The organism is Streptomyces sp. NPDC021562 (assembly GCF_040640875.1).
Taxonomy (GTDB): Bacteria; Actinomycetota; Actinomycetes; order Streptomycetales; family Streptomycetaceae; genus Streptomyces.
Genome location: NZ_JBFACN010000004.1, coordinates 95,782 through 117,937, shown reverse-complemented (window position 1 = coordinate 117,937; position 22,156 = coordinate 95,782). Strand labels below are relative to the sequence as shown.

18 protein-coding genes are annotated in these 22,156 nt (G+C 72.9%); 3 read left to right on the top strand and 15 right to left on the bottom strand.

Annotated elements, in window-relative coordinates:
* Window positions 1–15: 15 nt before the first annotated feature.
* The 4 genes from AB0G52_RS07505 to AB0G52_RS07490 form a co-directional block, all read right to left on the bottom strand.
* Complete coding sequence (locus tag AB0G52_RS07505) at window positions 16–771, bottom strand: AIM24 family protein (protein ID WP_132888750.1); 756 nt, start codon at window positions 769–771, stop codon at window positions 16–18.
* 17 nt (window positions 772–788) lie between these two features.
* A complete protein-coding gene (locus AB0G52_RS07500) occupies window positions 789–1,469 on the bottom strand; it encodes an AIM24 family protein (protein WP_132888749.1) in 681 nt (226 codons plus the stop codon).
* Between the two features lie 11 nt (window positions 1,470–1,480).
* Window positions 1,481–3,118, bottom strand: coding sequence for a TerD family protein (locus AB0G52_RS07495; RefSeq protein ID WP_132888748.1), 1,638 nt, complete (start codon window positions 3,116–3,118; stop codon window positions 1,481–1,483).
* Between the two features lie 134 nt (window positions 3,119–3,252).
* Window positions 3,253–3,849 carry a M48 family metallopeptidase gene (locus AB0G52_RS07490; RefSeq protein ID WP_132888747.1) on the bottom strand — a complete coding sequence of 199 codons (597 nt, stop codon included), beginning with the start codon at window positions 3,847–3,849 and terminating at the stop codon, window positions 3,253–3,255.
* A 237-nt stretch (window positions 3,850–4,086) separates the two neighbouring features.
* Between AB0G52_RS07490 and AB0G52_RS07485 the strand changes: the two genes are divergently transcribed.
* Window positions 4,087–5,292 (top strand): TOMM precursor leader peptide-binding protein, encoded by a 1,206-nt coding sequence (locus AB0G52_RS07485; protein ID WP_132888746.1) that lies wholly within the window; start codon window positions 4,087–4,089, stop codon window positions 5,290–5,292.
* Complete coding sequence (locus AB0G52_RS07480) at window positions 5,285–6,649, top strand: AarF/ABC1/UbiB kinase family protein (RefSeq protein WP_132888745.1); 1,365 nt, start codon at window positions 5,285–5,287, stop codon at window positions 6,647–6,649. The genes AB0G52_RS07485 and AB0G52_RS07480 overlap by 8 nt, the downstream gene beginning before the upstream one ends.
* Before the next feature lie 37 nt (window positions 6,650–6,686).
* On the opposite strand, the gene AB0G52_RS07475 is transcribed toward AB0G52_RS07480, so the two are convergent.
* The 5 genes from AB0G52_RS07475 to AB0G52_RS07455 form a co-directional block, all read right to left on the bottom strand.
* The gene (locus tag AB0G52_RS07475) at window positions 6,687–6,902 is read right to left on the bottom strand and encodes a hypothetical protein (protein WP_132888744.1); all 216 of its coding nucleotides are present in this window, start codon (window positions 6,900–6,902) and stop codon (window positions 6,687–6,689) included.
* A gap of 146 nt (window positions 6,903–7,048) precedes the next feature.
* The gene (locus tag AB0G52_RS07470) at window positions 7,049–7,375 is read right to left on the bottom strand and encodes a hypothetical protein (RefSeq protein WP_132888743.1); all 327 of its coding nucleotides are present in this window, start codon (window positions 7,373–7,375) and stop codon (window positions 7,049–7,051) included.
* Window positions 7,372–7,740, bottom strand: a complete 369-nt coding sequence (locus AB0G52_RS07465) for a WhiB family transcriptional regulator (RefSeq protein WP_010984500.1) — start codon at window positions 7,738–7,740, stop codon at window positions 7,372–7,374. The genes AB0G52_RS07470 and AB0G52_RS07465 overlap by 4 nt, the downstream gene beginning before the upstream one ends.
* Window positions 7,741–7,910: 170 nt before the next feature.
* Entirely contained in the window at window positions 7,911–8,231 is a 321-nt protein-coding gene (locus AB0G52_RS07460; protein ID WP_132888742.1) for a hypothetical protein, read from the bottom strand.
* A 163-nt stretch (window positions 8,232–8,394) separates the two neighbouring features.
* On the bottom strand, window positions 8,395–10,590 hold the full coding sequence (locus tag AB0G52_RS07455; protein WP_361334626.1) for an ATP-dependent DNA helicase UvrD2: 2,196 nt from the start codon (window positions 10,588–10,590) through the stop codon (window positions 8,395–8,397).
* Window positions 10,591–10,802: 212 nt separating this feature from the next.
* Here AB0G52_RS07455 and AB0G52_RS07450 point away from each other — a divergent pair, with 212 nt between their 5' ends.
* A complete protein-coding gene (locus tag AB0G52_RS07450) occupies window positions 10,803–11,045 on the top strand; it encodes a mycoredoxin (protein WP_046730473.1) in 243 nt (80 codons plus the stop codon).
* A gap of 50 nt (window positions 11,046–11,095) precedes the next feature.
* Here the strand turns inward: AB0G52_RS07450 and AB0G52_RS07445 are convergent, their stop codons facing one another.
* The 6 genes from AB0G52_RS07445 to AB0G52_RS07420 all read right to left on the bottom strand — a co-directional run bounded on the left by AB0G52_RS07445 (window position 11,096) and on the right by AB0G52_RS07420 (window position 22,031).
* Entirely contained in the window at window positions 11,096–11,713 is a 618-nt protein-coding gene (locus tag AB0G52_RS07445) for a class I SAM-dependent methyltransferase (RefSeq protein ID WP_132888740.1), read from the bottom strand.
* 13 nt (window positions 11,714–11,726) lie between these two features.
* Window positions 11,727–12,671 carry an NAD(+) diphosphatase gene (gene nudC, locus AB0G52_RS07440; RefSeq protein ID WP_132888739.1) on the bottom strand — a complete coding sequence of 315 codons (945 nt, stop codon included), beginning with the start codon at window positions 12,669–12,671 and terminating at the stop codon, window positions 11,727–11,729.
* A 150-nt stretch (window positions 12,672–12,821) separates the two neighbouring features.
* Window positions 12,822–14,225 carry a dipeptidase gene (locus tag AB0G52_RS07435; protein ID WP_361334622.1) on the bottom strand — a complete coding sequence of 468 codons (1,404 nt, stop codon included), beginning with the start codon at window positions 14,223–14,225 and terminating at the stop codon, window positions 12,822–12,824.
* Between the two features lie 10 nt (window positions 14,226–14,235).
* Window positions 14,236–17,841, bottom strand: a complete 3,606-nt coding sequence (locus AB0G52_RS07430; protein ID WP_361334619.1) for an ATP-dependent DNA helicase — start codon at window positions 17,839–17,841, stop codon at window positions 14,236–14,238.
* A gap of 45 nt (window positions 17,842–17,886) precedes the next feature.
* Entirely contained in the window at window positions 17,887–21,369 is a 3,483-nt protein-coding gene (locus AB0G52_RS07425; protein ID WP_132888736.1) for an ATP-dependent DNA helicase, read from the bottom strand.
* Between the two features lie 275 nt (window positions 21,370–21,644).
* The gene (locus AB0G52_RS07420) at window positions 21,645–22,031 is read right to left on the bottom strand and encodes an MGMT family protein (protein WP_165939348.1); all 387 of its coding nucleotides are present in this window, start codon (window positions 22,029–22,031) and stop codon (window positions 21,645–21,647) included.
* Window positions 22,032–22,156 lie beyond the last annotated feature (125 nt).

The window sequence follows — 22,156 nt, the reverse complement described above, 5'->3', positions numbered from 1 at the left end:
GCATGCCGACGGGGGTCAGCTCCAGACGTTGCCCTGGTTCATCCCGCGCGCTCCCTGCTGGCCCATACCGAACTGGGCGGCGAGTCCCTGGCCGATCTGGGCGTTCTGCGGCGGCAGCAGCTCACTCGGCTGGACCAACGCGAAGCCACTTCCCATGAAGCTCAGCTCCCAGCCCTCGCCGGTGCTGCCGCGGCGCCGCCAGACGCCCGAGGAATGCGTCTGGGCCTGCATCTGGACCCGCAGTCCGGTGGACCAGGCCACGATGGCGTCGGCGTCGCAGTTGACGTACTTGTCGGGCGTGACCTGCATCAGCAGCGGGGCACCTGAGGTCATCAGGGCGACCTTGCCGCGCCCGGTGATGTTCAGCTGGTACTTCCCGGACCCGGAGATGCCGTAGAGGCTGTCGACGGCGACGACCTCGTGGTGCAGCGAGGAGTCCATGGCGAGGACGTAGCCGCTGTCCACGGTCAGTCCGTCCGGCTCGACGTCCAGGACGTGGACGTGCTGGGCGAGGTTGGCGAAGTAGACCGTGCCCTGCCCGTGGCAGCGCATCAGGTCCAGGCCCTCGCCGGTGTACGCACGCGCGCGTGCCTGCTGGTTGTTCGTGTACTCGGCGTCGAACTCGACGAGTCCCTGGTAGGCGACCATCGTGCCCTTGCGGGCGAGGACGTCGTCGTGGCCCTCCAGGACGACCCGCAGCATCTGCTTGTTCTGCAGGCTGTAGCGGTCCCGGGCCTGGGAGTCGTTGAAGGCGAAAAGCGGGCTCTGCATGGTTTCCTGACTCCCCCTCAGCCCCGGAACCGGAGGCGGTCGGTGCTGTCCTCGCTGGGCTGGACGACGACGATGCCCTGGCCGGAGAAGGCCATCTGGAAGGCCTCGCCGCTGCCCCGGCCGATCAGCGATTGCGCCTTGAAGCTGCGCTTGCCCTTCACCTTGAGGTTCGGGGACCAGGCGACCAGGGCGTCCGGGTCGACGTACGTCTCGTCCTCGCCGCCGCCGCAGTCGACGACGACGGGCTTGCCCCGGGAGGTCAGCGCGACCCAGCCCTGTCCGGAGATCCTGGTGTTCCACAGGCCCTGCCCGGCGAACTTCGCCAGCCCCTTCACCCGCTCCACGCCCCAGGTGAGGTGGGCGTCGAACGCGAGCAGGTTGGTGGCGTTGACGGAGATGCCGTCGCCGTTGAGGTTGATGACGACGACGTTCGCGCCGTAGTCGGCGAGGTAGAGCAGGCCGTCCCCGGAACACTTCATCAGCGGGGCGCCCTCGCCGGTGACCCAGTCACGGGCGATCTGGCGCACGGCCGGCGGGTTGGGCTCGTACTGGACGAAGCCCTCGTAGGCGACCATCGACCCCACGCGCGCGAGGAGGTCGTTCCCGGTCTGCATGGCGACCTTGAGCATGTGGTCGCCGTGGTTCTCCATACGGGCGGTGACGGGTGCGGGGGCGTAGCCCGCGAGCGGCTGGTTCATGACGGGCTCCCTCAGACCTCGTACGGCTGGACGACGATGAAGTTGCCGGGCGCACCCCGGAACTGCAGGTTGACGCTCTCACCGGTGTCGCCCGGGTAGGCGTTGCGGCGCATCCGGACCTGGCTGGAGACGATCACCTGGGAGGCCGCCGACCAGGCGACCACCGCGTTGCAGTCGGCGAACGTCGTCGGGGTCACCGGCAGCACGACGGGCGTGCCGTGGGTCTTGACGACGATCGTGCCGGTGCCCTGGAACTGCATCGTGAACAGCGCGCCGCCGGGAATGCCGTGTCCCTCGATGCGGCGGACCTCGTACTGGAGGCTCTCGTCGAAGGCGAGGACGCTCTCGGCGGAGACGCAGATCGCGTCGCCCTGGAGCTCGATCGGGTGCAGATGGGCGGAGTTCTCGGCGAAGAACACCTGTCCCTGGCCGGTGCAGCGCATCAGCTGCATCTCCTGGCCGGTGGCGTTGCCCACGATCCGGCCGGCGAATCCGGCGCCCTTGTAGCTGAAGTCGACCTTGCCCTGGTACAGGACCATGCTGCCCTGCCGGGCCAGCACCGGCTGGCCGCCCATGCCGAGGTCGGCGCGGATGAGCTTGCTGTTCTGCGGGGTCCAGCGCTGCCCGGTGGGCGTCTCCTTGAACTTCTGGAGTGCGGCGCCCACCCCGGCACCGCCCTGGGGAGAGCCCTGCGGGACCCCGTAGGCCTGTTGCCCGGGGACCTGCCCGAACGGCGGCTGCTGACCGTAGCCGGGCGGCGGGGGCGGGGCCTGACCGTAGCCGGGCGGCGGGGCGGGTGCCTGCGGGGGTGCCGGGGGCTGGCCGTAGCCGGGCGGTGGCACGGGCGCGCCCGGGGCGGGCGGCTGGCCGTAGGGCGACGGTGCCGGGGAGGGGGGCGGCACGGTGCCGGGCGGGGTCATCGGCGCGATGAGGGTGGGCGCGGCGTGCACGTTCGGGGCGGACGCGGGGGCGGGGGCCGGGGGCGGGGTGAAGCCCTGGGGCGCGGGGGCCGGGGTGGGGGCCGGGGATGCGGGGGCGGGCGGGGCGGCGAACGCGGGCGGCGCGAAGCCCGGCGCGGACGCCTGCGGCTGCTGCGGCGTCGGCGCGGCGGGCGCCTCCTCCTCCAGCACCTCGCCGCCGAAGTTCTTCAGCAACGCCTCGAGACCGCCGTCGAACCCCTGGCCGACGGCGGCGAAGCGCCACACGTCCTTCAGGTAGAAGTCACCGAGCATCACGGCGCGTTCGGTGGAGAACTCCGAGCCGGTGAAGGAGTACCTGGCCACCTCCTCACCGCCCGCGACGATACGGAGGTACCCGGGGGCGATCTGCGACATCTGCCCGGCGCCGTCGATGGTCGCCGTGAACGACAGCTTCTGGATCTGCTGCGGGATCCTGTCCAGGGTGATCCGGAAGGACTCCGTGTCGCCCGCCTGCGCGCCGAGCAGCTGGATGGACTCCTCGGGGGACTTCGGCTGGTTGAAGAAGACGAAGTAGCGGTCGTCCGAGAGCCGTTCGTCGGCGTCGAGGCCGAAGCAGCTGATGTCGAACGTCAGACCGGGCCCGGAGATCTGCACCCCTACGTACAGGTCCGTGCCGGCCGTGAGGTCACTGATCCTGGCCTTGTGGCCGCGTTGGAATTCCCTGGCCATGCGTTACGACCGTCCCCCATCCCGAATGCGAGTGCGTCGCGCCAGGCTAACGGCTAACTCGGACATCGGACGAAGTCGGTACAGACCCGGTACACAACCGCGCTCGGCGGCCCGGGGGGCACCGCCGGGGCGCGTCACTCGTCACGCACGCCGGGCACCGGCGGCAGCCGGTCGGCGGCGACCACCCCTTCGAGGTAGCCCCGGGCCCGCTCGGTGCGCGGGTACGCCTCGAGGAGCCGCCAGAAGCGGGGGCCGTGCCCGGGCACCAGCAGATGTGCCAGCTCATGGCAGAGCACGTAGTCGACGACGTACTCGGGCATGCCCTGGAGCCGGTGCGAGAGGCGGATACTGCCCTCGGCCGGGGTGCAGGAACCCCAGCGGGTGTTCTGGTTGGTGACCCAGCGCACCGACGCGGGACGGGCCCGGCCGTCGAAGTACTGGTCCGACAGCCGCTGGGCGCGCTCGGCCAGTTCGGCGTCGCCCAGCACCCGCCTGCTCTCCTGGGCGGCGAGTTTGTTGAGCATGACGGTCACCCAGCGCTTCTCCTCCGCCTCGGACATCCGGGCGGGGATCAGCACGACGGTGCGATCGCCCTCGCGGTACGCGGAAACGGTCCGGCGGCGCCGGGCACTCCTGCGCACCTCGATCGCGCTCACCCCCGGGCCGCCGGGCGGCTGGCTCGTCGTGCTGCGCTGTGGCTTTCCGGCGCGGTGCAGTGGGTCGGCGGGCACGCCCCGACGTTACCCGCTGCACACGCGGGAAGTCCCGGGTCCGGGACGGTTCGGCTCCGATCCCCCACCATGCGTCTGATTTGTACGACGAATACCCACCGCCTGTGGACAACTTTCGGCGCCCGCCGGGCGGGCCGGGCATGCTGGCACTCGTCGGCGGAGCGTGACCGGCTGTGCCGACGGACGGGGATGTTCCATGACCATGCGACGACCATTCGGCAGCTACGGGGGCCTGTCATGCATCCGTTGGTGAAGCCCGCGCTCCGGCGCGGCTGGCGCGACCTCAACACCGTGCAGTTCGGAATGACTCCGGCGCACGCCATGACCCTCGGGCCGATGGACCTGGCGACCGGGAGCTTCCTGGACCTGCTCGACGGGGCCCGGGGCCTCGCCCTGCTGCGCGCGGAAGCGCGTCGCATGGACCTGCCGGACGGACATGTCGACGCACTGGTGGAGCGGCTGTCGCGGGCCGGACTCGTCGACGACGCGCGCGGGGGCGGGCCCGCGGCGCAGGCGCTGCGGGAGAAGAAGGAGGTGCTGGACCGGCTGGGTCCGGATCTGGCGTCGCTCTCCCTGACCACCGCGGAGCCGGGCGGCGCGATCGGCAGGCTGGCGGCCCGGCGGGCGCTGCGGGTACAGGTCCGTGGCGCGGGCCGGGTGGGTGTCACGCTGGCCGCGCTGCTGTCGGGCGCGGGCGTCGGCGAGGTCGACGTGCGGGACGTGGGCCGCGTCCAGCCGTGGGACGTGGCGCCCGGCGGGCTGCCCGCGGACTCGGTCGGTGACCGGCGCACCGAGGCCGCCCGCGCAGTGGTGCGCCGGGCGGCCCCGGACCGGCCGCCGCGCCGCCGGGGTCCGGGCGCGGAGGAGCCCGGGCTGGCACTGGTGATCATCGCCCCGCGCGACGACGTCCTGGTGCACGCCCCCTGCGCCCGCGCCGCCGAGCCGCTGATGGCCTCGGGGACGCCCCACCTCTACACCGGTGTGGCGGAGGGGACGGGCAGCGTCGGCCCGCTCGTCCTGCCCGGCGGGACCGGCTGCGCCCGTTGTCTGCACGAGCACCGCACGGACCGGGACCCGGCCTGGCCTCGGCTGGTCGCCCAGTGGGGTTCCGGGCAGGCCAGACGGGTGGGGGCCTGTGATCTGACACTGGCGGCGGCCGTGGCCGGGCTGGCCGCCGCGCACGCCCTGGCCTTCCTCGACGGCGAGTCGCCGTCCGGTACTGGGGTGCGCTGGGAGGCGTCCTTGCCGGCTCTGCACTGGCACGCGCGGCCCGTGTGGCCGCACCCCTCGTGCCCGTGCGGAGCGGCGGAGAAAGCTGAGGGGGAACACCCCTCAACCAACGGCACCGGGCACGAGACAATGGGGGTGCAACGGCCGTCGGCGGAGCGACGACAAGCGGCAGACGCGGCGCGGCCGACTGGGACTTGGAGGGCGCATGTCTGATCTTCCCCGCAAGGCGGTCACCCGGACCGCCAAGCTCGCCGCGCTCCCGCTCGGCTTCGCCGGCCGCGCGACCTGGGGTCTGGGCAAGCGCATCGTCGGCGAGTCGGCGGAGATCGTCGGCCGCGAGCTGCAACAGCGCACGGCGGAGCAACTCTTCAAGGTGCTGGGAGAGTTGAAGGGCGGGGCGATGAAGTTCGGACAGGCCCTGTCCGTCTTCGAGTCCGCCCTGCCGGAGGAGGTCGCGGGCCCCTACCGGGCGGCCCTCACCAAACTCCAGGACGCCGCGCCCCCGATGCCGACCCGCACCGTGCACTCGGTGCTCGCCGAGCGGCTCGGGGAGGACTGGCGGGAGCTGTTCCTGGAGTTCGAGGACAAGCCCGCGGCGGCTGCCTCGATCGGCCAGGTGCACCGGGCGGTGTGGCACGACGGCCGGGTGGTCGCGGTGAAGGTGCAGTACCCGGGAGCCGGTGAGGCCCTCCTGTCCGACCTGGGGCAACTGAGTCGTTTCGCCCGGCTCCTGGGTCCCCTGATCCCCGGCATGGACATCAAGCCGCTGATCGCCGAGCTGCGCGACCGGGTCTCCGAGGAGCTGGACTACGCCCTGGAGGCACAGGCCCAGGCGGCACACGCCGAGGAGTTCGAGGACGATCCCGACGTGGTCGTCCCCGCGGTGGTGCACCAGTGCGACCAGGTGCTGGTCACGGAGTGGATCGACGGGACACCGCTCTCCGAGGTCATCTCCGGCGGCACCCAGGAGCAGCGTGACCGGGCCGGTCAGCTGCTGGCCCGCTTCCTGTTCTCGGGCCCGGCCCGCACCGGCCTGCTGCACGCCGACCCGCACCCGGGCAACTTCCGCCTGCTGCCGGGTGGGCCGGGGGACGAGGAGGAGTGGCGCCTCGGAGTGCTGGACTTCGGCACGGTCGACCGCCTCGTGGGCGGGCTGCCCACCCCGATCGGCGACTCCCTGCGGATGACGCTGGACGGTGACGCCGAGGCGGTCTACGAGCTGCTGCGCAGGGAGGGGTTCGTCAGGGAGTCCATAGAGCTGGACCCGGATGCCGTCCTGGACTACCTGCTGCCGATCATCGAACCGGCCCAGGTCGACGAGTTCACGTTCACCCGCACCTGGATGCGCAGCCAGGCCGCCCGTATCGCCGACCCCCGCAACCCCGCCTACCAGCTGGGCAAACAGCTCAATCTGCCGCCTGCCTACCTCCTGATCCACCGGGTGACGCTGAGCACCATCGGCGTACTGTGCCAGCTCGGCGCGACGGTACGGCTGCGGGACGAACTGGAGGCCTGGCTGCCGGGGTTCGTGCCCGAGGAGACCGAGGCGGTCGAGGAAGCCGAGGCGTAGCCAGGAGGGGGTCCGTTCCGGGCCGGGTAGCCGGTGGTCACCACCAGGACGAGTCGAGCCGGCCCTCGATCGCTGCGAGGTTCTCCCTGGAGCAGGTGTCGCAGAAGAACCGGCGGACGCCGTCCTCCACGGAACAGGTCCAGGTGGTGGGCTGGAGGCCGTCGGCGACCGGGATGCCGCAGCGGGCGCACCCGGGTGGGTGGCGCTCCACGGTGGAGCCGCCGTGATCACTGCCTCCGCGAAGACTTGTCACCCGGCGACGATAACCCCGCCGTGCGCCGATCCCTGGGTAACGCACCGGGCAACGCACTGCGGGGGCCGGTCCGTTCGGCCGGACCGGCCCCCGCGGGAAAGCTTTCGCCCCCTCGGCCGGGGAGCCACCGCTTCAGGTGTTCGGGATCACTGCATCACGGCGATGGCGAGCGCACGCCGGGCACGCCGCGAGGCGCGCTCCGCCCTGCGCTGCATCCGGCGAGCGGTCGCCAGGCGCACGGCCTGGCGTTCCCGCTCGGCCTCCTGCAGTCGCTCGCGCATATGCGCACGAGCCAAGGCTTCTGGGATGAGTTGCATCTCTCGGGTCCTGTTCTGACGCGAGCCGGTGGCAGCACCGGCAGTGGTGAAGTCTGGGGTCGCGGAGCCTGCGGGCTCGCTGGTGGACGGCTTCATCGGGGCCTGCTTCTTGGGGTCGTGCGTGAGGGGGCGATCGATCGTTCCGAGGATGTTCATGCCGTGACCGGGTTCTTGCGCGGGCGGCCACGCGGCCGCTTGCGGGCGACGACGACACCCTGGACGAACAGCTCTCCACCCCAGACGCCCCAGGGCTCACGCCGCTCCTTGGCACCGGCGAGGCAGGCCTCGATCAGCGGGCAGGTGCGGCAGAGGGACTTGGCGTACTCGACGTCCGCCGGCGACTCGGCGAAGAAGACCTCCGGGTCGTAGGAGCGGCAGGGGACGGGCACGCCGAGGTTCTCGATGGCGTCGTCGAGCGCGGTGAGCGCAGTGAGGGGGATCAAGGTGGAGTCCTCCGTGAGGCCGGGCGGGGGGATCGTTTCGGAAGGCGGTACGGACGGGGCGTGCGCTTCGAGTTGCACGGATGTTCTTCCTCGTCTGGTCGTTCCGGTCGGTGGACCGGTTGGCGGCTGGTACCGGGTTCTGCTCTAGCCCCGAGGCCCCTTCGCCCCGCTCTCCCCGTTCGGGGAAAACAGAAGGGCCGCGGATCCCGGATGGGGTTCCGCGGCCCTGAAGGCGCCGGCCTGATCGATCAGGCTGGATCACTCCAGGGTTCTGGCCCACGGAAGGCCCACATCAGGTGGTGCTGCGTCGTCTGCTTCCGGTCTTCGGCACCGGCTGCCGTAAAGGCATAGGCCTTGGCCCGTGCCACTACTGCTTCCAGTGCCTCGGTCGGTCGCTCGTTGCCCTCACGGACGGGAAGACCCGCGAGAGAGACAACAGAGGACGCCGGACGCACGGCGGAGATGCCGGACAGACCGGTGCCCAGGTTCGAGACGCCGAGCATGCACACGGAGACGGCCGAGAGATCGGTCATTTTGGCCGCGCTGATGGTGGTCTTGATGCTGATCACTGGACTCGCCTCCTCTCGGCGTCTAGGGGACTGGGGTGAACCAGCCCACTCGGATATGCAAGTACAACACGGAACCGGGCCTTCGAGAAGGCCGCCGCTTCCGTGCTTAGAACCTATGGGGATTGCTGGCGCATGCGCAAACTATTTTTTCGACGAGTTCGCGTCAGTCGTCGCCGTCCGCTCCGCCAGGCTGCCGACCTGCGCAGATGGCCAGAACATCGGCACCGTAACGGTGGAGCTTGCGCGTGCCGACGCCCGGGATGCGCGCCAGTTCGCGATCGTCCTCGGGAGCGCTCTCCGCGATGGCCATCAGCGTCCGGTCGGTGAAGACGCAGAACGCGGGCTGGCCGCTGAGCCGCGCCTGGTCCGCGCGCCAGTCACGGAGCCGTTCGTAGAGGCCCTCGTCCATGTCGGACGGGCAGTCGTCGCAGCGCATCAGTTTCATCTCGCCCGCGTCGGTCAGCGTGCGTCCGCAGACCCGGCAGCGGGCCGGGGTGCGCCGGCTACGCCGGGGTGCGGCGACGGGGCCGCCGCCGAAGCCGCGTTCGACTCCCCCGCCGCCGGTGCCCGTGCCGCGGCCGACGGTGGCGGTGGAGCCCGGACGCAGGCCGTCGAGGAAGTGGCTGGGCCTGCGGTTGGGTCTCCCGCCGGGGGTGCGGGAGAGGGACCAGGAGAGATGGAGCCGTTCCCTGGCTCGGGTCACGCCGACGTAGAGGAGACGGCGTTCCTCCTCGATCTGCTCGTCGGTCTTCGCATAGGTGATCGGCATCATGCCCTCGGCGACACCGACCAGGAAGACGACGTCCCACTCCAGGCCCTTCGCCGAGTGCAGGGAGGCGAGCGTGACGCCCTGGACGGTCGGGGCGTGCTGGGCGCCCGCACGCTCGTCGAGTTCGGCCACGAAGTCGGCGAGGGTGGCGGCGGGCCGGGCGGCGGTGACGTCGTGGGCGAGGTTGACCAGGGCGGCCAGCGACTCCCAGCGCTCCCTGACGGCGCCGGAGCCGGCCGGCGGCTCGGTGGTCCAGCCCTCGCCGGAGAGGACCGCCCGCACCTGGGAGGGCAGGTCCACGGCGGCGTCGAGCAGCGCGTCGTTGCCGCCGAAACGGGCCGCGGCGCGCAGGGCGGCACCCGCCTTGCGCACCTCGGGCCGGTCGAAGAACCGCTCGGCACCGCGCAGCTGGTAGGACACCCCGGCGTCGGCGAGGGCCTGCTCGTAGATCTCGGACTGGGAGTTCGTCCGGAACAGGACGGCGATCTCGGCGGCCGGGACGCCGGCGGCCATGAGCTCCCTGATGCGGCGGGCCGTGCCCTCCGCCTCGGCGGGTTCGTCGGCGTACTCGGTGTAGACGGGCTCGGGTCCCGCGGGGCGCTGGGAGACCAGCTCCAGCCGGTGGTCGGCGGCCCGGCCACTGGCCTGGGCCAGCAGACCGTTGGCGAGGTGGACCACCTGAGGGGTGGAGCGGTAGTCGCGGACCAGCTTGACGACGGTGGCCCCGGGGTGGCGGGTGCGGAAGTCGAGCAGATGGTCGGGGGTTGCTCCTGTGAACGAGTAGATGGTCTGGCTGGCGTCGCCGACGACGCACAGGCTCTCGCGCTCACCCAGCCACAGCTCCAGCAGGCGCTGCTGGAGGGGGCTGACGTCCTGGTACTCGTCGACGACGAAGTGCTGGTACTGGGCGCGCACCTGCTCCGCGATGTCCTGCCGGTCCTGCAGGATGCCGACCGTCAGCAGCAGCACGTCCTCGAAGTCGATGACCGCGCGGTCGCGCTTGAGGTCCTCGTAGACGGAGTAGAGCTGGGCGATCTCGGCCGGGTCGCGCGGGGTCTCCCGGCCGGCCTTCTGGGCGGCGAGCGGGTAGTCGGCGGGGACGGTCTGGGTGACCTTGGACCACTCGATCTCGGCGGTCACGTCGCGCAGCTCGCCCCGGTCGAGTCGGATGCGGCAGGCGGCGGCCGCGTCGGCGACGAGCTGGACCTTGCGGTCGACGAGCCGGGGCAGCGAGCCACCGATCGCTTTCGGCCAGAAGAACTGGAGCTGGCGCAGCGCGGCGGAGTGGAAGGTGCGGGCCTGCACCCCCTGCGCGCCGAGCTGGCGCAGCCGGCCGCGCATCTCCCCGGCGGCGCGGTTGGTGAAGGTGACGGCGAGCACGCTGGACGGCTGGAGGATGCCGGCCCGCACCCCGTAGGCGATCCGGTGGGTGATCGCCCGCGTCTTGCCGGTGCCGGCTCCGGCCAGCACGCACACCGGACCGTGCAGGGCGGTCGCGACCTCGCGCTGCTCGGGGTCGAGCCCTTCGAGCACCGCGTCGGCAGAGTCCGGTACCGGCGGGAAGAGGGAGGAGTGCGTTGCTGCTGTCACACAGCCATGCTGCCAGGTCCCCCGAGACGGCCGTGCCGGTTGTCCACAGGCAGCCACCCGCAGTCGTACTGATGCGACGGGCGCCGTGCCGGGCCGGTGCTGCGGGAAGGAAATGGCGGGTGGAAGGGACGGGGGGAAGGGAATGGCGGGTGGGTCGCGTACGTTCCTTCTCTGGACGACCTTCCCGAGCTGCCAGAAGGAGCGCGAGCGAGATGCAGGGCACTGTGACGATGTACAGCACGACGTGGTGCGGTTACTGCCGTCGGCTGAAGAGCCAGATGGACCGCGAGGGCATCGCGTACACCGAGATCAACATCGAGCAGGACCCGGAGTCGGCCGCGTTCGTCGAGAAGGCGAATGGCGGAAACCAGACGGTGCCGACCGTGCTCTTCGGCGACGGTTCCACGCTGACGAACCCTTCGCTGGCCCAGGTGAAGCAGAAGATCGGCGCGTAGCTCTTCCGGCAAGGCGGCCCCTGACCCGGTCAGGGGCCGCCTTCGCGTGTTCAGGTCGGCTTGTCCCATGTCAGGGTGTAGCGCCACAGCAGCCGGCGCCGGTACCGGCGGCCCGGCAGCAGGTGGGCGGTGGCCCGCCGGACCTCCCGCCAGTTCATGATCGGATCTGCGACGGGCAGGCCGGCCGGGCTCCGCTGACCGCCGTGCCGACGCGCGGCCAGCAGGTTCACGGGGACCGCGCATGCGCTGATCAGCCGGTCCAGGAGGGTGCGGTCGTGCGCCAGTCCCACGACGACCAGTCGGCCGCCGGGGGCGAGCAGCCGCACCAGCCGGTCGATCGCGTCGTCGAAGGGGTCGTGGTGGATGACGGCGACCGCGCTGACGAAGTCGTAGCCGCCCTCGTCGAGGAGGGAGCCGTCGCGGTAGTCGCCCTCCAGGAAGGTGACGTTCCGGGCCTCCCGCTTGCCGGCCAGCCGGATCATCTCCGCCGACCGGTCCACGCCGGTCACCGACTCCACCCTGCTCGCCAGTCGGGCGGCCAGCAGACCGTCGCCGCAGCCGACGTCCAGGGCGGTGCGGCAGCCGGCCGGTACCGCGTCCAGCACCACGGGGTGGTAGTGGACGTTGTGGTCCCAGTAGGTGTCGGTCGTGATCGTGTCGGTCGTCATCGCGTCCGCCGGCTCAGACGAAGCTCCTCGTCGGCAGTGGCTTGCCGTACCACATCTCGATCAGGCGGGCCGCGATGGAGATGCCGTAGGGCGGCAGGACCTCGCCGGAGTCGAAGGCGGCGCCCAGTTCGTCGCGGGAGAACCAGCGGGCCTCATGGATCTCGTCACCGTCCACGTCGATCTGAGTGGAGGTGGCGCGGGCCATGAAGCCGAGCATGAGGCTGGACGGGAACGGCCAGGGCTGGCTGGCGACGTACTCGACCGGGCCGACGGTGACCCCGACCTCCTCGAAGACCTCACGGCGCACCGCCTGCTCGATGGACTCGCCGGGCTCGACGAAACCGGCGAGCGTGGAGAAGCGGCCCTCGGGCCAGTGGACCTGGCGGCCGAGCAGGAGGCGGTCGTCCTCGTCGGTGACTGCCATGATCACGGCGGGGTCGGTGCGCGGGTAGTGCTCGGCGCCGCAGGCGGGGCAGCGGCGGATGTGGCCGGCGGCGGCGATGGCCGTGCGCTCGCCGCAGCGGGAGCAGAAGCGGTGGGTGCGCTGCCAGTTCTCCAGGCCGACCGCGTGCACCATCAGGCCCGTGTCGCGCGGCGAGAGCAGCAGCCCGGCCTCGCGCAGTCCCGCGGGGCGCGCGGACTGGTCGATGCGGCCGGGCAGCGCGTCCTTCTGCAGGGCGAAGTAGCTGACGCCGTCCTCGTCGGTGCCCAGGAAGTAGCGGTGGGCCTCGGTGAGGGGTGCTTCGAAGGAGGGGGTCATGACGAGTTCGGTGCGGCCGTCGGGCGTCTCGTCGATGAGGACCTGACCGCCGGAGACCACGAAGCAGCGGGTGTCGGGGTGGCTCCACGCCGCCGCGAGCCAGGCCTCGTCGAGCCGGTGGTGGGCGGCGCGGTCGATGCCGCTCGGGGCGGTGAGCGAGATGGGTCGGTCGGCGGTGTGGTCGGTCCAGGTGGTCACGGGTGCTTCCAACTCCCCCAGTGCAACGGATGTCTCAGCGGGTGGTTCAGCGGTACGAAGGGCGGGAGCGAACCGGATCGGGCGGGGCCGGGCGGGGCGGCCCTTCCAGTGTGCCCCGCGCGTGGTGCCGCCCCGGCCGGCGTCGGCGGCTCAGGGGTCACGGCGCCAGTTCTCCGCGAGGTCGTCCCAGAGGTAGGCGCTGGTCTCGACGCCCTTGAGGAGGAGGTCCAGCTCGACCTTCTCGTTCGGGGCGTGCCAGCCGTCGGAGGGGACGGAGATGCCCAGGAAGAGAACGGGCGCGCCGAGGACGTCCTGGAGGTCCGCCGCCGGCCCCGAGCCACCCGAACGGGTGAACCGGACCGGTCCCTCGAAGGCCCTTTCCATGGCTCGGGCCAGTGACTGGAGCCCGGGGTGGTCGAGGGGGGTCAGACAGGGGCGGGTGGCCGGCAGGAAGGTGGTCTCGGCCCGGACACCGGCAGGGATCCGCTCCTCGACCCAGGCGCGGACGATCTTCTCGATGTGGTCCGGGTCCTGTCCCGCGACCAGCCGGAACGACAGCTTCAGCAGGGCTGAGGACGGCACGATCGTCTTGCTCCCGGCGCCCTGGTAGCCACCGCCGATGCCGTTGACCTCGGCGGTGGGGCGGGCCCAGACGCGCTCCAGGGTGGTGTAGCCGGCCTCGCCCTCGGTGGCGTACGAGTGCGCCTCGCGCAGCCAGCTCTGCTCGTCGAAGGGGAGCTCGGCCCACAACTGCCGCTCGCGGTCGCTCAGCTCCACGACGCCGTCGTAGAAGCCGGGGATCGCCACCCGCGCGTGCTCGTCGTGCAGGGCGGCGACCAGGCGGGCGGCGACGGTGGCCGGGTTGGGCACGGCGCCGCCGAAGGCTCCGGAGTGGATGTCCTGGTCGGGGCCGTGCAGGACGATCTGGCACTCGGCGAGGCCGCGCATGCCGGTGCACACCGTGGGGGTGTCCTCGGACCACATGCCGGTGTCGGAGACGATCACGGCGTCGGCCGCGAGCCGCTCCGCGTGCTCCTCGACGAGGGCGCGGAAGTGCGGGGAGCCGGATTCCTCCTCGCCCTCGATCAGGAGTTTGAGGTTGACCGCGGGGGCGGTGCGGCCGGTGGCGGCGAGGTGGGCACGGACGCCGAGTGTGTGGAAGAACACCTGGCCCTTGTCGTCGGCCGCCCCGCGCGCGTAGAGGCGGTTCTCCCGGACGACCGGCTCGAAGGGCTCGCTGTCCCAGCCGTCCTCGCGGGCCGCGGGCTGTACGTCGTGATGGCCGTAGACGAGGACGGTGGGCGCTTCGGGGTCGCCCGCGGGCCACTCGGCGAAGACGGCGGGGGCGCCCGGTGTCGGCCATACCTCGGCGGTCGGGAAGCCGGTCTCCGTCAGTTTGGCGGCGAGCCAGTCGGCACTGCGACGCACATCGGGGCCGTGTTCGGGCTGGGCCGACACGGAGGGGATGCGCAGCCATTCTGCGAGGTCGTCGAGGAAGGCGGCGCGGTGCTGCTCGATGTACGTACGGACGGCGCTGTCCGGGGTCTGGCTCATGGTCACGAGCCTATCGGCCCGGACGGACATCCTCGGCGGGCTGTTCGTCACACTCAGCCTGTCCGACGATCAGCTTTTCCAGGGCGGCGCGGTCCGGCAGCTCCTGCGGCCGTTCGACCTCGCCGGTGCGCACGTGCACGAACGCGACCGCCACCGACTCGGGCGGCACACCTTGCTGCTCCGCCCACCCGATGCGGTAGATCGCCAGCTGCAACGGGTCGGCGGGCCGGGTGCGGCTCGTCTTCCAGTCCACGATCTCGTACGACACCTGGTCGCCGCTGCCGGTCCGGTAGACGGCGTCGATCCGGCCCCGTACGACCCGGCCTGCGAGGGCGAGCTGGAAGGGGGCTTCCACCCGGTAGGGCGTGCGGTGGGCGTACTCGGTGCGTTCGAAGGCCTCCTTCAGGGCTTCGAGGTCGCGTTCGTCGGCGATCTCGGCGTCGCCGCCGGGCAGTTCGTCGGGCTCCAGCATGGGCAGCGTGAGCTCTTCGAAACGCGCCTCGACCCAGGCGTGGAACCGGGTGCCCCGGCGTGCGGCCGGTTGCGGAGGGCGTGGCATGGGGCGCGCGAGTTCCTGTGCGAGCCCGTCCGGGTCCTCGGCCAGCCGCATCAGCTGGGTGGCGGAGAGCGCGGCAGGCAGGGGCACGTCGGTGACGCTCCGGCGGGCGCGCAGCAGCTCACCGGCGAGCGCGTCGAGGTCACGGTCCCAGGAGGCGACGGCGCGGGCCTCCTCGGGGGTGAGGCGGGTGAGGGGGGTACGGCCGGGCTCGGGGGCGCGCGGGGGTGCCTGCTCGGCGGAGGTGGCCTGGTGGGGGACCGTGGGGCGGTCGGTGCTCAGGGAGTCCCCGTCGGCGGAGGTCCTCTCGGGGCCGGGCGAGGCACCGCCCGGGAAGTCCTCGTAGGGGTCCGGCTCGCCGTCATAGGGGGCGGGCTCGCCGTCGTAGAGGTCAGGTTCGTCCTCGTAGGGGTCCGGCAGGTCCTCGTAGGGGTCCGGCAGGTCCTCGTAGGGGTGCGGCTCGTCGTCCTCAGGAGGTGGGGGCCAGTCGGGGTCCTCGTGGGTGGCGGGGTCGTGGCCGGCGGGCCGGCCGCCGTCGGTTCCGGCCGTCGTGAGGGTGTCCAGGTGGGCGAGCACGGTCTCGGCGGCCGCGCGGCGGCGGGCCAGGGCACCCTCGTCCAGGGGCAGCGGCCACACCTGGTCGGCGCTCTGCGTGTGCAGCGCCGGGTTCTCCTCGTCCTCCTCGGGCTCGTCCGCCCAGGCCTCGGTCTCGCCGTACCCGGCGGCGCAGTGGTCGTACAGGGCCTGGAGGAAGCCGGAGGGGCCGCGCGGTTTCTTCTGGCTGGGGCCCCACCAGTGGCCGGAGCCGATGAGCAGGGAGCGGGGGCGGGTGAAGGTGACGTAGCCGAGGCGGAGTTCCTCGGTGTGCTGGTGATCCTTCATGGCCTCGTGGAAGGCCTTCATGCCCCGCGAGTCCCAGCTCTCCACGTCGGGCAGGGTGGCGCGGTCGCCGCGCAGGGCGTGCGGGAGCACCTTGGCCTGGGCGGTCCACTTCTCCCGGCCCTGACTGCTCGGGAAGGTGCCCTGCACCAGTCCGGGGACGGCGACGACGTCCCACTCCAGGCCTTTGGACTTGTGCGCGGTGAGCACCTTGACGGTGTTCTCACCGCCGGGCAGGGCGTTGTCCAGGCCCTTCTCGTACTGGGCGGCGGTGCGCAGGAAGCCGAGGAAGGCGAGCAGGGTCGCCTCCTGGTCGCCGGCCGCGAAGGAGGCGGCGACGTCCAGGAAGTTGGACAGGGTCTCGCGGCGGCGGGCGGCGAGCGCGTGCGGTGACGCGGACAGCTCGACCTCCAGGCCGGTGACCGCCAGGACGCGGTGCAGGACGTCCATCAGCGGATCGGACAGGGCGCGGCGCAGCTCGCGCAGTTCCGCGGCGAGCCGGGCGAAGCGCACGCGCGCGTCCGGCGAGAACGGCAGCCCGTCGTCCTCCTGCCCCGTCCGCCCGGTGTCGATCGGCAGCTCAAGGAAGGTGTCCAGGGCGTCCGCGAGCGATATCACCTCGGCGGGGTCGACCCCTTCGACCGCCTCGGCGAGCCGGCGGTCCGGGTCGTCCGCGTCGCCCACGCGCGCGTGCGCCACCAGCAGCCGGGCGCGGCGGCCGAGGAGGGCGAGGTCGCGGGGCCCGATGCGCCAGCGCGGGCCGGTCAGCAGGCGGACCAGGGAGGCGTTGGCCCCGGGGTCCTGGAGCACTTCGCAGACGGCGACCAGGTCGGCCACCTCGGGCAGGTGCAGCAGTCCGGAGAGGCCGACCACCTCGACGGGGACGTCGCGCGCCACGAGGGCGCCCTGGATCTGGGCGAAGTCGGTCGCCGTACGGCACAGCACCGCGATCTCGCCGGGCGCGGTGCCCGTGCGGACGAGATGGGCGACCGAGTCGGCGATCCAGTCCATCTCCTCGGCGTGGGTGCGCAGCAGGGCGCAGCGGACCGAACCGTCGCGTTCGGCGCCGGGGGCCGGGCGCAGGGCCTCCACGCCCGTGTGCAGGGCGCGCAGGGGTTCGGCGAGGCCGTTGGCGAGGTCCAGGAGACGGCCGCCGCTGCGGCGGTTCTCGCTGAGCGCCTGGCGGGTGGCGGGACGGCCGTCGGCGTGCGCGAAATGCTCGGGGAAGTCGTCCAGGTTGGCGACGGAGGCGCCGCGCCAGCCGTAGATGGCCTGGCAGGGGTCGCCGACCGCGGTCACGGGATGGCCGGTGCCGCCGCCGAACAGTCCTGCCAGCAGGACGCGCTGGGCGACCGAGGTGTCCTGGTACTCGTCGAGGAGGACGACCCGGAACTCGTCGCGCAGCAGCCGGCCCACCTCGGGGATCCGGGCGAGCGAGGCGGACAGCGCGATCTGGTCGCCGAAGTCGAGCAGGTCACGCTCGCGCTTGGCGGCCCGGTACCGCAGGACGAGTCCGGCCAGCTCACGGCGCGCGGCGGCCGCCTCGGGCACCTTGCGCAGGTCGGCGTTGCCGAGTTTGACCCCGGTCAGGGTGTGCAGGAGTCCGGCGTCCCAGGTGCGCAGGGCCTCGGGGTCCACGAGGTGTTCGGAGAGTTCGGAGTCGAGGGTGAGCAGGTCGCTGACCAGGTCGGCGAAGGAGCGGGTGAGGGCCGGGTAGGGGCCCGGGGCCTCGCGCAGTACCCGCGCGGCGAGCTGGTAGCGGGTGGCGTCGGCGAGCAGCCGCGAGGTGGGTTCGAGGCCGATGCGCAGACCGTGGTCGGTCAGCAGGCGGCCCGCGAAGGCGTGGTACGTCGAGATGACCGGCTCGCCGGGCGGGTTGTCCGGGTCGATGACGTCGGGGTCGGTGACCCCGGCCCGGACGAGTGCCTTGCGGACGCGTTCGGCGAGTTCGCCGGCCGCCTTGTTGGTGAAGGTGAGGCCGAGGACCTGTTCGGGGGCGACCTGGCCGGTGCCGACCAGCCAGACGACGCGGGCCGCCATCACCGTCGTCTTGCCCGACCCGGCTCCCGCGACGATCACCTGCGGGGCGGGCGGCGCGGTGATGCAGGCCGTCTGCTCCGGGGTGAAGGGGATGCCGAGGAGCTCTTTGAGCTGCTCGGGGTCGGTGATACGTGCGGGCACAAGGAAAGAGGCTAGCGGCGGCCACTGACAAACGGGACGGAGTGCTCACTCCACCACGTGGCGCCCCTCGGGCCGGGCGCTGCACGAGGCCCGGAAGGCGCAGTGGGTGCAGTGCTGGCCGGTGGTCGGGGTGAACCGTTCGTCGAGGACCTTGCCCGCCGCGGTGGCCAGCAGTTCGCCGACCCACTCCCCCTCCAGCGGGTCCTGTGCCTGCACCTTGGGCAGCGTCTCACCGCCGTCGCGCCGGGCGGCACCCTGCCGGAGGTGGACCAGTTCGGCGCCGCCCGGCTCGGGCCGGGCGCCGTCGAAGGCCTCGTCGACGGCTCCCTCGCGGACCGCGAGCTGGTAGACGGCGAGCTGGGGGTGCCGGGCCACCTCGGCCGAGCTGGGCGCCTGCTTGCCCGTCTTGAAGTCGACGACGTAGGCGCGGCCCTCGCCGTCCGTCTCCACGCGGTCCATCTGGCCGCGGATGCGCACCTGGTAGTCGCCCGCGGCCAGGGTGACGTCGAAGTCCTGCTCGCTGGCGACCGGGGTGCGTCCGGCGCGGTCCAGGACGTGCCACTTCAGGAAGCGTTCGAGCGCCACGCGTGCGTTGTCCTTCTCCTGGGCGGACTTCCAGGGCGCGTCGAAGGCGAGCGCGTTCCACACCGATTCCAGGCGCTCCATGAGAACGGCCAGGTCCGCGGGGGTGCGGCCGGAGGCGACCTCGTCGGCGAGGACGTGCACGACGTTGCCGAAGCCCTGGGCGGTGGTGGCGGGCGCGTCGGCCTTCACCTCGCGGCCGAGGAACCACTGCAGGCTGCAGGTGTTGGCGAGCTGGTCGAGGGCGCTGCCGGAGAGGACCACGGGCTGGTCGCGGTCGCGCAGCGGCACCTTGCTCTCGGTCGGCTCGAACATGCCCCACCAGCGGTAGGGGTGCGCGGCGGGCACCAGAGGGCGGCCGTCCTCGTCGGCGAGCGCGGCCAGCCTGGCCAGGCGGTGGGCGGCCGCCTCGCGCAGGGCGTCGGACGCGCGCGGGTCGACCGTGGTCGCGCGCAGTTCGGCGACCAGGGCGGCCACGGCGAGCGGGCGGCGCGGCCGTCCGGTGACGTCCTGGGGTTCGACGCCCAGCTCGGTGAGGAAACGGGAGGGCTGGTCGCCGTCGTCCGCGGGTGCTTTCACGGCGGTGACGACGAGACGCTCCCGCGCGCGCGTGGCGGCGACGTAGAACAGCCGGCGTTCCTCGGCGAGCAGCGCGCCCGGGGTGAGGGGGTCGGCGAGTCCGTCGCGGCCGATGCGGTCGGCTTCCAGGAGGGAGCCGCGGCGGCGCAGGTCGGGCCAGAGCCCCTCCTGCACGCCGGCCACGACGACCAGCCGCCATTCCAGTCCCTTGGCGCGGTGCGCGGTCATCAGGCGGACGGCGTCGGGCCGTACCGCGCGGCCGGCCAGGGTGTCGGCGGCGATGTCCTCGGCCTCGATCTCCGCCAGGAAGTTCAGCGCGCCCCGGCCGCCGCTGCGCTCCTCCGCGCGGGCGGCGGTGGCGAACAGGGCGCACACGGCGTCCAGGTCACGGTCGGCGTTGCGGCCGGCCGCGCCGCCGCGCCGGGCGGTGCGCTCCAGGCGCGAGGGCCAGGGCGTGCCGTTCCACAGGTCCCACAGCGCCTCCTCGGCCGTACCGCCGCCCGCGAGACGCTCCCGGGCCTTCCTGAGCAGCCCGCCGAGCCGCTGCGCACCGCGCGCGTACCCGGGGTCGTGGACGGCGAGGCGCTCGGGCTCGGCGAGTGCCCGCGCGAGCAGTTCGTCCGACGGCGGCGGGAGCGCGTTGCCGGACGCCCGTTCCTCGTCGCGCAGGGCCCGGCCGAGGCGTCGCAGGTCTGCCGCGTCCATGCCGGCGAGGGGTGAGGTGAGCAGGGTGAGCGCGGTCTCGGTGCCGAGCCAGCAGGGGGTCTCCGCGGCGCCGTCGTCCGCGTCGGAGCCCGCGTCCGGGCTCGCGTCCGGGCTCACGACCGCGTCCGGGGCCGCGGCCGTGTCCCCGTCCGGGCCCGCGACCGTCCCCGCAGCCGGTCCCCCAGCCCGTCCCGCAGCCGGTTCAGCGGCAGGTTCCGCGGCGGGGTCCGCGACCGAATGCGAGGCCACGCCGGCCCCGACGCGGGCCGCCTCCGCCTCGGCCACCGCTCGCAGCGCCGTCAGCAGGGGCGCCACCGCCGGTTCGTGGCGCAACGGGACGTCGTCGCCGTCGATGTCCAGGGGGACGCCTGCCGCGGTGAGGGCGCGGCGGACCGTCGGGAGGGTGCTGGACCCGGCGCGCACCAGGACGGCCATGTCGCTCCAGCGGACGCCGTCCTCCAGGTGCGCCCGCCGGAGGATGTCGGCGATGTTGTCCAGTTCGGTACCGGGTGTCGGGTACGTGTAGACCTCGACGTGTCCGCCGTCGCGCGCGGGGGCCGGTTCCCGGTGGGCGCGCACCTTGTCGGCGGGCAGCCGGGTGAGCGGCATCCGCTGGGTGAGCAGCCGGGTGGCGGCCAGCAGGCCGGCGCCGGCCCTGCGGGACGTCCGCAGCACCTCCGTCGGCGCTGGGCGGCCGTCCACGCGCGGGAAGACGTGCGGAAACTCCAGGATGCCGTTCACGTCGGCGCCCCGGAACGTGTAGATCGACTGGTCCGGGTCGCCGAACGCGACGAGGGTGCGTCCGCCGCCGGCCAGGGCCCGCAGCAGGCGCACCTGGGCCGGGTCGGTGTCCTGGTACTCGTCGACGTACACGGCGTCGTAGCGGCCGGCGAGGTCCAGGGCCACCTCCGGGCGGTGGGCGAGCAGTACCGCCCGGTGGACGAGTTCGGCGTAGTCGAGGACGCCCTGGAGGTCGAGGACGTCGAGGTACTCGGCGAGGAAGGCGGCCGCGGCCCGCCAGTCGGGGCGGCCGATGCGGCGGGCGAAGGCGTCCAGGGCGGCCGGGTCCAGTCCCAGTTCACGGCTGCGGGCGAGGACCGCGCGGACCTCGTCGGCGAAGCCCCGGGTGGTCAGGCACGCGCGCAGCTCGTCCGGCCAGCGCACGGGGTCGAGCCCGAGCCGCTCCAGTTCGGCCTCGCCGGCCAGCAGCTCGCGGACGGTGACGTCCTGTTCGGGGCCGGACAGCAGCCGTAGCGGGTTCACGAACAGGCCGCTGTCCTGGTGGGCGCGGACCAGGGCGTAGCAGTACGAGTGGAAGGTGGTCGCCCGGGGCGCGCGGGCCGCGCCCACGCGCAGGGCCATCCGGTCGCGCAGTTCGACGGCGGCCTTCCTGCTGAACGTCAGCACCAGGATCCGCTCGGGATCCGCGCCGCGGGCGATCCGCGCGGCGACGGACTCCACCAGGGTGGTGGTCTTCCCGGTGCCGGGGCCGGCGAGGACGAGCAACGGGCCGAAGTCGTGGTCAACCACGGCGCGCTGTGCGGCGTCCAGACGAGGGGGGTGCACATCGGCCGGCGGGGTACGGACCAGTCGGTAAGCGCCACGGCTCCCCTGGCGCACCTGGGGGTGCGGCAGGCGCCTGGTGGAGGAAGAGGAGCTCACGTGGTTCGCCGGTCCTGGTGGGTGTGCTGGTTGGCTCGCGGTCGCGCGGGCGCGGTGGTGGGCGCGGGGTGAGCGGGACACGCGCAGCCGACGCTACGCCGGCGCACCGGACGGAAGCAGGGCTTCCGATTCTTCCCGGCGGCCCCGTGCGCCCCGGGCGTCGCCCGCGGCACACGTACCCCGCATCCCACGAACGTACGTCATGCCACGCGCGTCCCCCATGTCCCCCGTACGGGCCACGGGCTCCCCACGGGGACCCCGGATGGCGGAAGCTGTCAGGTGTGAGCCCCCGCGTCCGCGCCGCCGTCCCACCGCGCCCGCCTCATGTCGAGCCGCGGCAGATGGCCCTCCGCGGCCCTGCTCGCCGCCCTCAGCGGAGTGCCTTCGTCGCGGTAGTGGTCCAGGGCGCTCAGCTCGTGCCCGGGCAGCAGGACCCCGTCGGAGCGCACCACGCGCCACCACGGGACGGCGCTGCCGTAGAGGGACATCACCCGGCCCACCTGACGCGGGCCCCCCTCCTCCAGCCACTCCGCGACATCGCCGTACGTCATCACGTGCCCGGGCGGGATCCGCTCGGCGACCTCCAGGACCCGCTCGGCGTACTCGGGCAATTCGTCCGCGTACCCCTCTCGGGTGGCCTCGGGAAGGCTCTGCTCGCTCATTCGCCCCATCCTGCCGCACCCCACCGACAACCGGCGCGGTCCGCGGCCGGGCTCCGCCTCGCCCCGCGGCGGCGCTTGGGGCAGACTGTGCGCCCCCGCATGTGCACCCTGATGCCTTCGTGTGT

What these genes read in the sequence shown, in the direction of transcription:
- AB0G52_RS07495 (WP_132888748.1), bottom strand. Translation starts at nt 3,118, where the DNA reads ATGGCCAGGGAATTCCAACGCGGCCACAAGGCCAGGATCAGTGACCTC.
- AB0G52_RS07420 (WP_165939348.1), bottom strand. Translation starts at nt 22,031, where the DNA reads ATGAGCGAGCAGAGCCTTCCCGAGGCCACCCGAGAGGGGTACGCGGAC.
- AB0G52_RS07505 (WP_132888750.1), bottom strand. Translation starts at nt 771, where the DNA reads ATGCAGAGCCCGCTTTTCGCCTTCAACGACTCCCAGGCCCGGGACCGC.
- AB0G52_RS07480 (WP_132888745.1), top strand. Translation starts at nt 5,285, where the DNA reads ATGTCTGATCTTCCCCGCAAGGCGGTCACCCGGACCGCCAAGCTCGCC.
- AB0G52_RS07435 (WP_361334622.1), bottom strand. Translation starts at nt 14,225, where the DNA reads ATGAGCCAGACCCCGGACAGCGCCGTCCGTACGTACATCGAGCAGCAC.
- AB0G52_RS07470 (WP_132888743.1), bottom strand. Translation starts at nt 7,375, where the DNA reads ATGAACATCCTCGGAACGATCGATCGCCCCCTCACGCACGACCCCAAG.
- AB0G52_RS07485 (WP_132888746.1), top strand. Translation starts at nt 4,087, where the DNA reads ATGCATCCGTTGGTGAAGCCCGCGCTCCGGCGCGGCTGGCGCGACCTC.
- AB0G52_RS07445 (WP_132888740.1), bottom strand. Translation starts at nt 11,713, where the DNA reads ATGACGACCGACACGATCACGACCGACACCTACTGGGACCACAACGTC.
- AB0G52_RS07450 (WP_046730473.1), top strand. Translation starts at nt 10,803, where the DNA reads ATGCAGGGCACTGTGACGATGTACAGCACGACGTGGTGCGGTTACTGC.
- AB0G52_RS07500 (WP_132888749.1), bottom strand. Translation starts at nt 1,469, where the DNA reads ATGAACCAGCCGCTCGCGGGCTACGCCCCCGCACCCGTCACCGCCCGT.